Origin of the sequence: Rhodococcus sp. F64268 (assembly GCF_023015605.1) — a bacterium.
GTDB lineage: Bacteria > Actinomycetota > Actinomycetes > Mycobacteriales > Mycobacteriaceae > Rhodococcus.
In genome coordinates this window covers 802559-815156 of sequence record NZ_JALKAI010000001.1, presented here as the reverse complement: position 1 = coordinate 815156, position 12598 = coordinate 802559, and the positions used below count along the sequence as shown (strand labels likewise).

Genomic DNA, 12598 nt, shown 5'->3' with positions numbered 1-12598 from the left:
GCGGGTGTGTGCCTCTCCGTGAAGGCAATGCACCCTCATACGGCTCCGAGAAATGATACCTGACCTGCGGAAGCGCTCCAGGTCACAAGTACTGCGGCCCAAGGTCGTACGTCACGACACCAGTACCGCGACAGGGTTGACGAAGCCTGCAGCGTCGATGGACACCTGGTCGCCGGTGCGAAACCAGCCGTCGTCGAACATCTCGGCAGTTGCTGCCGGGTTGTTCCAGTAGCCGCGGGCGACGCTCGGTCCGCGGCACAGCAGTTCTCCCCTCCCCTGCTCGGCCTCGGGGCCGAGCAACGCGACCTCGATTCCACCGAAGGGCACACCGACACTGCGCGGATGTCCGCGGCGATGCTCCGATGGAAGCAGCAGACCGATTCCTCCGGTCTCCGCGACACCCCACCCACGAATGCAACGTGAAGCCGGGAACGAGGCGCGAAGGTGTCGCCACGGCACGCGGGTCCCTCGCGCGCCCGCCGCGACGGCGGTCCCACCGAACGCGAGGGTCGGGAGCAACTGCACGCTGCATCCCACCGCGGTGGACAGCGGCGCGGTGATCACGGTGCGTCCGGGCTCGTCCGCCAGGTCCATGGCATGTCCGACGGCCTCGATCGTTGAAAGAACGTTCCTGTTGGTCAGTTCCACGCCGCGCAGGTCACCGCCACAGCCTCGGACGTAGTAGAGCAGTGCGAGCTCGTCGGGCGAGGCACCGCCGTCGAGGAACGGAACTCCCTCGGGAAGGGGACCGTCCAGGATGAGCACCGCTCCGCTGTCGAATGCCATCCAGTCGATCTCGGTGTCGCTGCACGTGGGATCCGGTAGGACCGGCACACCACCGGCGAGTACGACCCCGAGGAATGCGCGGAGCCACTCGAAGCCGTTCGGATGATGCACCAGAACTCGGTCGGCGGGACCGACGCCCTGATCGAGGAGCCCTCCCGCCACCTTCGCCGCTTCGGTCCACAAGTCGCGGTAGGTGATCGTGTGGCCGTCCGCGTCCACCACAGCGACACGTTGCGAATACCGCAATGCACTGCGATCGAGCATTTCGGCAAGGCACGGTTCGAGATCGTCGTAGTGCAGAATCCCTCCGCAACGGTGCATCGCGCGCTCACTCTGCAGCCAGTCCGCCCGCGTGGATATTCCGACGACTGCCAGCGACATTGCCACCTCCCAACACCGTCCGTGCTTGCACTATATGGCGTGGGTCACATTCTGGCCGGAGAACTGGGTTCCTCGATACCCCGGATCTCGACCCGCGGGGGACGTGCGAAACACGCCGAAGCGAGGAAACCCAGCGTCAATGCCGCCGCGGGAAGCCACATCGAGTGCGCCATCGACACCGCGTACGCCTCACGTATCGAGCCGGGCAGTTCGTCGATGCTGTCCCGCTGCAACAACCCGCTTCCCAGACCGCGCCTGGACAACGACGCAGCCATCACCGCTGCCATCGCCGCGCTGCCGAGGACCGCACCCAACTGCCGGGTGGCGTTGTAGACGCCGGAACCCGCGCCCGCCAGCCGGGGATCGAGGTTGCGGGTGGCTGTGGTCGACAGCGTCGACCAGACGCCCGCCGATGCGAAACCGGTCAGTCCGATCGGCATCAGCAACTGCCACAGGTGCGCGTCCGGAGTCATTGCCAGCGAGAGCCACACGAACGCAACGGCCAGCAGCGCGAAACCGGGGCCCGCGACATACCGCGGGTGTACCCGATCGACGAGGCGTCCGACGAAAGGTGCGAACGCACCGCTCAACACCGCCATCGGAATCATGAGCAGCGCCGACTCGGTGGGATCGAGCCCACGGACATCCTGCGCATAGAACATCAGCGGAAGCATGAAGGCAGTGATCGCGAAGCCGATCGACGCAATCCCGATGTTGGCAAGTGCAAAGTTCCGATCGCGGAACAGCGTCAGCGGCACGAGCGGTTCGTCCCGCCCCAGCGACTGATACCACACGAAGATCACCAGAAATACGACGCCGATGCCGACACTCGTCCACACATTCGACGACCACGGGCTCTCGCCTGCCCCCTGAAGTCCGAACACCAGGAAGAACATCCCGACGCCACTGAGCACCACCCCCGGCACATCGAATCGGTGGGCCTGAGTCGGGAGGGCGGGCACGAATCGGAGAGCCAGCACGAAACCTGCCAGTCCGATCGGAATGTTGACGAAGAAGATCCATTCCCAGCCGAACCCGTCGACGAGCACCCCACCCGCGAGCGGCCCGACGAGCGTTGCGACCCCGCCGATCGCACCCCAGATGCCCATCGCCATGCCTCGCCGGTCCGACGGAAAAACACGGGTGATCACCGCCATGGTCTGCGGAGACATCAGCGCCGCCCCGAACCCCTGCAGCACACGCGCCGCGATGAGCGTCTCGATCGAAGACGACATCCCGCACCACAGCGACGCGAAGGTGAATACCACCAGACCCGACAAATAGATTCGGCGCTGCCCGAACCGATCGCCGAGACGGCCGGTGATCATCAGCGGCACCGCAAACGCGAGCAGATAGGCGCTGGTGACCCACACAACGCTCTCGAGGTCGGCTTCCAAGGCTCGCATGATCGCCGGGTTCGCCACCGACACGATCGTGCTGTCGACCAGAATCATGAAGAATCCCAGGCACAATGCGGTGAGTGCCGCCCAGTGAGCGTCGGGTACGGCGGGCTCGTCCCCTGATCTCACAGCACATCCTCTCCCCGGTCCGGGGATACGGTATCCGTGTGGATCACCATCTCTCGAGCATCGCGGCCCTCGCGTGGTGCCGCGAACTCGGACTCGCCGACGACGCCCTCTCCCCCGGTGTCCTCGTGACGAAAGTGGACGATACGGCCAATACGGTCCGAGTGCTCAGCATCGGCGACACTCTCGCGGTGGTGGGCCCCGAACCCGCCCTGTCCGCCGTCACCACCCTCGCTGCGCCCGCAGACGAGCGCGCCGTGCGCGCTGCAGCCGGAGGTTACGCGGCCCGCACCGAAGTACTCGGTCTGTGTCCGGAGTGGACAGATGCGATTCGCGTCGAGAATCCCTTGATCTCGCACGACCCGGCGGACCTCGCCGAACTGGTTCGACGCTGTCCGCCCGATGACAGCACCGAACTCGGCGCGGATGTACCCGATCGCGCATTCGTCCTGCTCGACGACGACCACCAGCCGCTCGCCGCCGCGAGCTACCGCGAATTTCAGTCGCTCCTTGCTGATGTGCGGGTCCTCACGACACCGGAGCATCGACGTCTCGGGCTCGGCGCCACGGTAGCGACGCTCTGCACGCACGACGCACTCGATGCGGGCCTCATCCCTCTGTGGCGAGCTCGCCGCGACAATTTTTCGGCACGTGGGCTCGCCGCGGTGTCGGGGTACGTCGAATGGGGCACCCTCATCACAGTGCATCTTTCGGCTCGGTAACCGGTTCGGACCCGACGACCTATTCGATTCCAGGGAGTGTCATGACCAGCAAGCCCACAGACAACACATCCTCGACGCAGGCCGGCTACGTCGAGCCGGGTGCCGAGTTCACCCGCGACACCAACTACATCTCGACACGGATCACCGCCGACGGCCGCGACGGATACCCGGTCGAAGCGGGCCGCTACCGTCTTGTTGCGGCACGTGCCTGTCCGTGGGCCAACCGCACGTTGATCGTGCGACGACTGCTCGGGCTGGAGGACGCGCTGTCGCTGGGGTTGTGCGGCCCGACCCACGACCAGCGCAGCTGGACCTTCGACCTCGATCCCGGCGGTGTCGACCCGGTACTGGGTATCGAACGCCTCCAGGACGCGTATTTCGCGCGGCAGCCCGACTACCCCCGAGGCATCACCGTGCCCGCCATCGTCGACGTACCGACCGGGAAGGTCGTGACGAACGACTACGCGCAGATCACACTGGACTTCTCGACCGAGTGGACCGCGTTCCACCGCGACGGTGCACCGGACCTGTACCCGGAATCGCTGCGGAGCGAGATCGACGAGGTCGCCGAACTTGTGTACCGCGATGTCAACAACGGCGTCTACCGGTGCGGATTCGCCGGTTCACAGGACAAGTACGACGCCGCGTTCGACCGGTTGTTCGCCCGGCTCGATTGGCTGGAGGAGCGGCTCACCGACCAGCGCTACCTGGTGGGCGACACGATCACCGAGGCCGACGTCCGCTTGTTCACAACTCTCGCGCGGTTCGATCCGGTCTATCACGGCCATTTCAAGTGCAACCGGAATCCGCTCACCGCGTTTCCTTCGCTGTGGGGCTACGCGCGCGACCTGTTCCAGACGCTCGGGTTCGGCGACACGACAGATTTCGTGCAGATCAAGCAGCACTATTACATCGTGCACACCGATATCAATCCCACACAGATCGTGCCGAAGGGGCCCGACCTGTCGGGCTGGCTGACGCCGCACGGCCGGGAAGCGCTCGGCGGCCGGCCGTTCGGCGACGGCACACCGCCTCCCCCGCCGCGTGCAGAGGAGACCGTGCCTTCCGATCACACTCCACTGTGATCCGTCAGTCGCCGAATCCGTGCCCTGCGTAGGTACCGATGCTCCAGTTCACACCCTGCGGGTCGCGGCACGAGAAACCGTGTGAACCGTAGTCCTCGTCGCGCAATTCCACGGTGATGGTCGCGGCGGAGGCGCGGACCTTGTCGTAGAGAGCGTCGGCGACGGCGTGGTCGGGCACGACGAGATACACCGATCCCGCGTCGGCGTGTTGGTCGAGGGGGGTGTCGCGGCCGGCGGAGCCGAGCATGACTCCGCCGCCGTACGGCCACGTCAACTCTGCGTGGTCCACGGTGCTGCCTTCCCCGTAGCAGGCGGATTCGGTGAAACCGAGGATGTCGACGAGGAAGCCGATCGCGGCTCTCGCGTCGGTGTACGCCAGACACGGCCATACGTTCGGGGCGTGGGTTCCGGTATCGGTGCGATATGGGTCTGCTGCTGTATTGGTCATGGGACAGAGTCTTCTCCGGGAGGGACGTCGGAGTCTTGGACGAATGGGAACACCTCGTCCTGCCTCCAGCGCGACGGCGGGACACCCGCGAACTCACGCCATTCGCGGGCGAGGTGGGCCTGGTCGTAGAACCCGCAGCGAACTGCCACATCCGGCAGACGCACTTCGGGCCTGCGCAACATCGCCTTCGATCGGTCGAATCTGGCGATACGCGCGGATTCTTTCGGCGTGACACCCAGTTCCGCTGTGAAGCGCGCAGTGAGATAGCGGCGGCTCCATCCGACTTCGTCGGCCACCTCTCGTACCGCGGCGCCGGGGTGGGTGACGAGCTGGTGCCAGGCGTGCGCCACACGCGCATCCATCTCCGCGGCACCGTCGGCACCGGCCAGTCGTCGGGTGAGGATGCGGTCGAGGATCGCGAAGCGTTCCGGCCACCGGGGTGTCGCGGCGATCCGCTCGTGCAGTTCCCGCGCGTCGGGACCCAGCAGATCCTCGAGGTCGACCACCCACGCACCGAGTGCCGATGTCGGAACCCCGAGCAGGGCGCGGGCTCCTGCGGGCGTCAGCGCGAGCTGGATCCCGTGCTGGTTGCCGTCATGCGCGATCGTCACCGCCGACGTGGCCAGACCGCTCGCCAATGCGGTGAACCGGCCCGGTGACTGGCCGGGCGCGGCTGCCCTGGTGATGTCGACGGGACGGTCGAGGCTGAGGACGACGGTGAGATCCAGCGACGACAAGCCCAGATGATGCGCAGGTGGAAATCCCGCCAGCCGATATCCTTCGTACCAACGCACGTAGGGTTGCAGCAACGGAGCAGGCCGCCGCCGGGCGCCCTCGGAAATGCCGACAACAGTTGACGACCGGGCCACGAACTCCAGGGTAGCCACCGACGGACACACGACAAGGATCAAGATGATTGGAAAGCGCGGCGCCGTCGACAAGAACGGCGAGTCCCCGGCGGGCGGCACGATCGAACGTGCGCTCATCACGCTGCTCGACAACGGCAGCCGGTTGCAAGGCCCCGCAGTGGCGAAGTACGTCGATTTGCTGCGTCGCGCGCATCCCGACGAGTCGCCCGCGCAGATCATTGCGCGGCTCGAGAAGCAGTTCCTCAACACCATCACGGGAAGTGGTGCCGCAGCGGGCGCGACCGCCGCCTTCCCCGGTATCGGCACGATCGCCGCCATCGGCGCGATCGGCGCAGAGTCGGTGTTCTTCCTCGAAGCCTCAGCGCTGCTCACCCTCGCAGTCGCGGCGGTGCACGGAATCGAACCCCACGACCACAACCAGCGCCGCGCGCTGGTGCTCGCGGTCGCCCTCGGTGATTCCGGCAAGGAGATCGTCGCGGCGGCCACCGGAACGTCGCTGAAGAACTGGCCGAAGGCACTGACGAGCCAGGTCGGCGGCAAACAACTCAAGTTGATGAACAACACTCTCGTGAAGAAATTCGTCCGCAAGTACGCGGCCAAGCGGGGAGCGCTTCTCCTCGGCAAACTCGTGCCCGCCGGTATCGGGGCTGCGATCGGTGGTGCAGGCAACCGGACGATCGGCAAGCGCACGATCATCAACGCCCGTGAGGCCTTCGGAGCACCTCCCGCGGCGTGGCCTGCCGAGCAGAGCGCGCTGCCGTCCCCGGCACCGCAGTCGGAAACCTGAGGTACTCGCGACCACACTCCCTGCACGTATGCTCGCGACGACACAATCGCGAGCGGTAACCGGGGGAACATTTCTGTGACAGCATCGTCGGCGAACACGCCGCACCGGCAACCTCACTTCATCGCCCAGGCGAGCGGGCCCCCTCCCGGGATCGTGGTGGACGGCCTGACCAAGACCTTCCGCAATGTCACCGCCGTGTCGAACCTGAGTTTCACCGTTCCCCGGGGGTCCATCACCGGATTTCTCGGCCCGAACGGCTCGGGCAAGACGACGACCCTGAGCATGCTGACGGGGCTGGTGAGGCCCACCGCCGGCGGAGCGTACATCGACGGTGTGCCGTTCGACCGGCTCGAACAGCCCGCTCAGATCGTGGGCGCGGTGCTCGATGCGCGCAGTGCGCATCCGAAGCACACCGCAATGACACATCTGAAGGCGTACTGCGCGGCGATGGGTGTCCCCGACGAACGGGCAGCCCGGATGCTCGACCTCGTCGGGTTGACCTCCGTGGCACGGCAGCGGGTCGGTGAGTTCTCGCTCGGGATGCGCCAGAGGCTCGCATTGGCGACCGCACTGCTCGGCCAGCCGCGCTACCTGGTTCTCGACGAACCTGCCAACGGTCTCGACCCCGAAGGAATGGCGTGGCTTCGCGATTTTCTCGTGACGTTCGCGAGGAAGGGCGGCACCGTCCTGATCTCGAGCCACATTCTGCGGGAGGTCGAGCAGATGGCCGACCACCTCGTGATCATCAGCCGCGGGTCGCTCGTGATGCAGAGCAGCATGGCGGATCTTCGCAACGCCTACCGGTCGCGCGTGCTCGTCGCGGTCTCCGATCCCGTGAAGCTGGCGACGGCACTCGCGGCGGCCGGTTTCACCGATGCGCAGATCCAGCCCGACGGCCGGCTGGCCGTCGTGGGGGTCGAACCCGAACGCATCGCCGCTCTGGCGAGTGGGCACGGCGTCACGCTGTTCGGCACGAGCGTCGAGCATGTCGACCTCGAGCAGGTCTTCCTCGCCATGACGTCCGGTCAGTACATGGCCGCGCCTCCCAGCGGCCAGAACTTCCAAGGCGGACCGCCGATACAGCATCCACCGACCGGACCGGGAGGACACTCGTGACCGCATTGTTGACAGCCGAGTTCCGCAAGGTGCTCGGCCTGCGGTATTGGTGGATTCTGGGTATCGCACCGCTGGTGGTGGGAGTGTTCTGCGGTGCACTCACGCTCCCGGTGATGCGTCAGGTCGAGGACATCCTCGGACCCGGGTTCGCCGAGGCCGCCGCAGCGGCGGTGGGGATCTCGTTCGCCCTCGCCCTGGTATTCCTGTTCGCCGCGCTGTTCGGGGTCGTCAACTCCGGTGGTGAATTTCAGCACCGCACCGTGATCACCACCTTCCTCACCACCCGCGGGCGCGACCTGGTGATCGCCTCGAAGTACACGACCGCAGCATTGTTCGGGCTCCTGTACTGCGTGATCGCCGAGGTCGTGTCGGCACTGACAATCCTCATGTTCGGCGGCGGCTTCTCGGACTCCGACCTGGGCAGCATCGCGAGTGTCCTCGGCTCCGGGTTGCTCTGCGCGGTGTTGTGGGCGCTCATCGGTTCAGGTCTGGGAATGCTCACCGGCTCGATGGTGGGCAGTGTCCTCGCGGTCTGTGCGTGGGTCCCGTTCGGTGAGCTGACCGTCTCCCTCGTGCTCCACGGCATGGGTCTGGGCGGCGTCGCGCAGTTCCTTCCGGGTCAGATCACCTGGTACACCCTCTTCGGTGCCGTGGACCTGTCCGGCGAAGCCGAGATGCCGGTGGCCTGGCCGCTGGCTCCGCTCGTCCTGATCTTCTGGACCGCGTTGATCTGCGGGCTCGGCTGGTGGCGCACTCGTAGTCGCGATCTCACCTGAGCGGCGCTGTCGTACGCCGGCGCTAGTGTCGGGAGAAATGCCACACGACACACACGATCAGGGTTGGGTCCGTCGCCTGGGCGCGGAGTGCACGCGTCACCGCCGAACAGCGGTCGGAGCACTCGCGCTCACGGCGATCGCCGCCCTGATCGATATCGCGTTTCCATTGCTCACCAAGCTCGCACTCGACAGTGCCACCGGTGAGGCCACCGAATTCCCGTCGGTCCCGAACCTGATCGGGCTCGCGGCCGCCGCAATCGCGCTGGGTGCAGCAGTCCGATTCGGATGCCAGTACGGACGGCGGATGCTGGCGGGCAGGCTCTCCCTGGACGTCCAACACGACCTGCGGCTACGCCTGCTCGGATCGCTGCAACGCCTCGACGGCCACGGCCAGGACCGAATCCGCACCGGGCAGGTGGTCTCGCGTTCGATCACCGACCTTCAGCTCATCCAGGGTCTGCTCGCCATGGCCCCGATGTCGGCGGGTGCCTTGCTGCAGCTCGCGCTGGCCCTGGTGATCATGACGTCGCTCTCGCCGCTGCTCACGCTGATCGCCGTCGCCACCGTGCCCGTCATCGTGACCATCGTGCGCGTGGTCCGCCCGAAGGTGTTCGCCGCGACGTGGTCGGCGCAGCAGCGTGCCGCCGACCTCGCGCAGCACGTCGAGGAAACCGTCACCGGCGTCCGGGTGGTCAAGGGCTTCGGTCAGGAGGACCGCGCCGTCGACCAGCTCGAAGAACACGGCCGGATCCTGTACTCCGAGCGCATGCGGGCAGCCCGGATCAACGCGCGGTTCGCCGCGCCGATGGGTGCGATCCCGCAACTCGGTCTGGTCGCGACGATCGCGCTCGGCGGCTGGCTCACCTTGAACGGCACGATCACGGTCGGCACCTTCGTCGCGTTCACCGCGTACGTCGCGACGATGAGCGCGACGACCCGCACGCTGGCTCAGGTCGTGATCATGGCGCAGCTGTCACGCGCCGCGGTCGAGCGGGTGTACGAGGTGATCGACACCGAACCCGACGTCGCCGATCCTGCGCGTCCCGTGTCACTGCCCGACGGACCACTCGGGCTCGCGTTCCGCAACGTGACCTTCGGTTTCGGCGAGGGTCGAGATGTGCTGGATGGGATGGACCTCGAGGTGCTGCCCGGCGAGACCATCGCGATCGTGGGGCCCGCCGGGTCCGGCAAGACCGCCCTGTCGCTGCTCGCACCGCGCTTCTACGCGCCGTCGGCGGGCACGGTATGCCTGACGTCCGACGGTAGCGACATCGATGTGGCCGCCCTACGCGCCGACCGGCTACGTGAAGCGGTGAGCCTCGTGTTCGACGAGCCGTTCCTGTTCTCGGACTCCATCGCGACGAATATTGCGCTGGGCAGGCCCGATGCCACCGACGCGGAGATCCGCGCTGCGGCGGTCGCGGCACGCGCCGACGAGTTCATCGACTCCCTGCCGGACGGGTACGACACCGTCGTCGGCGAACGCGGTCTCACACTCTCGGGTGGGCAACGGCAGCGTGTCGCGCTGGCCAGGGCGCTGCTGCTGGCTCCCCGGGTGCTGATCCTCGACGATGCGACATCCGCGGTGGATGCCGAGACCGAGGCCGCGATCTACGCGGCGCTCCGCGAGCAACCCGACCGCACGACCCTGGTGCTCGCGCACCGCCGCTCGACGCTGACGCTCGCCGATCGTGTCGCGGTGCTCGACGGCGGCAGGATCGTCGATATCGGGACCGTCGACGAACTCGATCGGCGCAGTCCGGTGTTCCGCCGCTTGCTGTCGGGTGTGGCACCGGATGTCGACCCCGAGCGAGCGACGTCACCCGAGCGGGCGGTGTCCCCAGGCGTGCACGCACTGTGGCCCGAGACGGAGACCTCGTCCGACGACGAGTCGCCGAGCAGGCAGGCTGCGGCCACCCCCGCGAGCCGCGGCCCCGGTGGTGGACCCGGTGGTGGCCGCGGCGGGGGCGGCCCCATGAGCGGCGCGCTCGGCGCGGTCGCGCCCACCCCCGAACTCCGCGCAGCCGTGGCCGCATTGCCACCGGCCACGGAGCAACCCGGCGCAGATCCCGACCTGCAGTCACGTGCGCTACGCAGACCCGACCCGCAGTTCCGGCTGCTACGTACGCTGCGCCCCGTACGCTGGCTGCTCGCTGCGGTGATCGTGTGCCTTGCCGTGGAGTCCGCGATCAACATCGCGGTTCCGTCGATCGTGCGGTTCGCCGTCGACCGCGGCGTCACGCCGGGCGATCCCGGCATGCTGTGGTTCGCGGCCGCGGTGGGAGTGGCACTCGCACTGCTCGGGTGGGCCACGGTTGCCGTCCTGACAGTGCTCACCGCCCGCGCCGGGGAACGAGTGCTGTTCGGGTTGCGGGTACGCAGCTACGCCCACCTGCAGCGACTGGGCCTCGACTACTACGAGCGCGAACTGTCGGGCCGGATCATGACCCGGATGACGACCGACGTCGACGCGCTGTCGCAGTTCATCCAGACGGGACTGTCGACCGCGGTGGTGAGCGTGCTGACACTCCTGGGCATCTCGGTGGCCTTGCTGGTCACGGACGTCACGCTCGCGCTGGTGGTGCTCGGCGTCATCCCGGTGCTGGTGGCGGCCACGCTCTGGTTCCGGAAGATCTCGGGTGCGGCCTACGCGATATCGCGGGAACGAATATCCCTGGTCAACGCGGATTTCCAGGAGAACATCACGGGTCTGCGTGCAGCGCAGGCGTACCGTCGCGAGGAGACCTCGGCACGCCGGTTCGCGCAGCGCGCCGACGCGTACCGCCGCAGCCGTATGCGTTCGCAGCGGGCGATCTCCCTGTTCTTCCCGTTCATCACGTTTCTGTCGGATCTGGCGTTGGCGGCCGTCGTGTTCGTGGGTGCCCGCGAGGTCTCGTCCGGTGCCACGACCGCGGGGGTCCTGATCGCGTTCGTCCTGTACCTCAACCTGCTGTTCGGGCCCATCCAGCAGTTGTCGCAGGTTTTCGACGGCTACCAGCAGGCACGCGTCGGGTTGCGACGGATCGGCGATCTGCTGGCCACCGAGAGTTCCCTCGAGTCCGGCCCGGCGGGCACCGTCGAGGTATCCGGGCATCTGCGCGGCGACGTTCATCTCGACAGCGTGGGGTTCCGGTACAGCGGTGCCGACACCGACGCGCTTGCCGACGTCGACCTGAGATTCCCTCCGGGATCGACTGTCGCCTTGGTCGGACGCACCGGCGCCGGGAAGTCGACGATCGTCAAACTGCTCGCCCGCTTCTACGACCCCACGTCCGGCTCGGTGCGGGTCGACGGGACGGATCTGCGCGACTACCGGCTACCCGAGTATCGGGGCCGGCTCGGCGTCGTGCCGCAGGAGGCACATCTGTTCACCGGGACGGTGGCGAGCAACATCGCGTACGGCCGACCCGACGCCGACCGCTCCGCCATCGAATCCGCAGCACGCGCGGTAGGCGCCCTCGACATGATCGCCGGACTCGACCGAGGGATGCTGCATCCGGTCGGTGAGCGTGGACAGGGTCTGTCGGCCGGTCAGCGTCAATTGATCGCGTTGGCCCGGGCCGAACTCGTCGACCCCGATCTGCTGTTGCTCGACGAAGCGACCGCCACTTTGGATCCGGCTACCGAGCAGGCCGTGCTCGACGCCGGTGCTTCGCTTGCCCGGTCACGGACGGCGGTGATCGTCGCGCACCGACTGGCGACCGCGGCTCACGCCGATCTGGTGGTGGTGGTCGACGGTGGCGCAGTGGTCGAGAGCGGCCCGCACGAGACGCTGCATCGGGCGGGTGGTCTGTACACCACATTGTGGCGGCTCGCGACAGGAGCGCTCGTCCCCGATGTCCCTGACGCAACAACCGACACGCCCGGGCAGAAGGTCGAACCGGTTGCGAGCCCTCACAGCTCGCATTTGTAACGGGGCCAGTGCTGCGGCGATGCACGTAACAGGGAATAATCGGCGGGCGAGAACCGTCATCGATGGAGACCCCGTCGACTCGAGATTGTGAGGTGGCTCCCGCGCATGAACGATCGGTTCGAATCGTCACATGCCAAGCGCTAGCCTCATAACCACAGGCGCTCCGATCGGGTACCGAAGAAAGAAACG

At 67.0% G+C, this 12598-nt stretch carries 10 protein-coding genes; 6 read left to right on the top strand and 4 right to left on the bottom strand.

Annotated elements, in window-relative coordinates:
* Positions 1-111: 111 nt before the first annotated feature.
* Positions 112-1167 carry a class I adenylate-forming enzyme family protein gene (locus MWU77_RS03900; protein ID WP_247272974.1) on the bottom strand — a complete coding sequence of 352 codons (1056 nt, stop codon included), beginning with the start codon at positions 1165-1167 and terminating at the stop codon, positions 112-114.
* 44 nt (positions 1168-1211) lie between these two features.
* Positions 1212-2696 carry an MFS transporter gene (locus tag MWU77_RS03895; RefSeq protein WP_308198754.1) on the bottom strand — a complete coding sequence of 495 codons (1485 nt, stop codon included), beginning with the start codon at positions 2694-2696 and terminating at the stop codon, positions 1212-1214.
* Between the two features lie 38 nt (positions 2697-2734).
* On the opposite strand from MWU77_RS03895, the gene MWU77_RS03890 reads away from it, so the two are divergent.
* Both MWU77_RS03890 and MWU77_RS03885 read left to right on the top strand, forming a co-directional pair.
* Positions 2735-3415: a GNAT family N-acetyltransferase gene (locus MWU77_RS03890; RefSeq protein WP_247272973.1), complete on the top strand. Its 681-nt coding sequence runs from the start codon at positions 2735-2737 to the stop codon at positions 3413-3415.
* 41 nt (positions 3416-3456) lie between these two features.
* The gene (locus MWU77_RS03885; protein ID WP_247272972.1) at positions 3457-4500 is read left to right on the top strand and encodes a glutathione S-transferase family protein; all 1044 of its coding nucleotides are present in this window, start codon (positions 3457-3459) and stop codon (positions 4498-4500) included.
* Between the two features lie 4 nt (positions 4501-4504).
* Here MWU77_RS03885 and MWU77_RS03880 read toward each other — a convergent pair whose 3' ends face one another.
* Together MWU77_RS03880 and MWU77_RS03875 are read right to left on the bottom strand one after the other, a co-directional pair.
* Positions 4505-4948, bottom strand: a complete 444-nt coding sequence (locus tag MWU77_RS03880) for a VOC family protein (RefSeq protein ID WP_247272971.1) — start codon at positions 4946-4948, stop codon at positions 4505-4507.
* Positions 4945-5817: an AraC family transcriptional regulator gene (locus MWU77_RS03875; protein WP_247272970.1), complete on the bottom strand. Its 873-nt coding sequence runs from the start codon at positions 5815-5817 to the stop codon at positions 4945-4947. Before MWU77_RS03875 ends, MWU77_RS03880 begins: the two co-directional genes overlap by 4 nt.
* Positions 5818-5860: 43 nt before the next feature.
* On the opposite strand from MWU77_RS03875, the gene MWU77_RS03870 reads away from it, so the two are divergent.
* The 4 genes from MWU77_RS03870 (at position 5861) to MWU77_RS03855 (ending at position 12409) form a co-directional block, all read left to right on the top strand.
* Positions 5861-6604 (top strand): hypothetical protein, encoded by a 744-nt coding sequence (locus MWU77_RS03870; RefSeq protein ID WP_281499140.1) that lies wholly within the window; start codon positions 5861-5863, stop codon positions 6602-6604.
* 120 nt (positions 6605-6724) lie between these two features.
* Positions 6725-7720 (top strand): ATP-binding cassette domain-containing protein, encoded by a 996-nt coding sequence (locus MWU77_RS03865; RefSeq protein WP_247273057.1) that lies wholly within the window; start codon positions 6725-6727, stop codon positions 7718-7720.
* Entirely contained in the window at positions 7717-8496 is a 780-nt protein-coding gene (locus MWU77_RS03860; RefSeq protein ID WP_247272969.1) for an ABC transporter permease, read from the top strand. Before MWU77_RS03865 ends, MWU77_RS03860 begins: the two co-directional genes overlap by 4 nt.
* A gap of 37 nt (positions 8497-8533) precedes the next feature.
* A complete protein-coding gene (locus MWU77_RS03855) occupies positions 8534-12409 on the top strand; it encodes an ABC transporter ATP-binding protein (RefSeq protein ID WP_247272968.1) in 3876 nt (1291 codons plus the stop codon).
* The last annotated feature ends 189 nt before the right edge of the window (positions 12410-12598 follow it).

Coding starts and splice junctions, on each gene's coding strand:
- MWU77_RS03855 (WP_247272968.1), top strand. CDS start 8,534: ATGCCACACGACACACACGATCAGGGTTGGGTCCGTCGCCTGGGCGCG.
- MWU77_RS03870 (WP_281499140.1), top strand. CDS start 5,861: ATGATTGGAAAGCGCGGCGCCGTCGACAAGAACGGCGAGTCCCCGGCG.
- MWU77_RS03885 (WP_247272972.1), top strand. CDS start 3,457: ATGACCAGCAAGCCCACAGACAACACATCCTCGACGCAGGCCGGCTAC.
- MWU77_RS03880 (WP_247272971.1), bottom strand. CDS start 4,948: ATGACCAATACAGCAGCAGACCCATATCGCACCGATACCGGAACCCAC.
- MWU77_RS03900 (WP_247272974.1), bottom strand. CDS start 1,167: ATGTCGCTGGCAGTCGTCGGAATATCCACGCGGGCGGACTGGCTGCAG.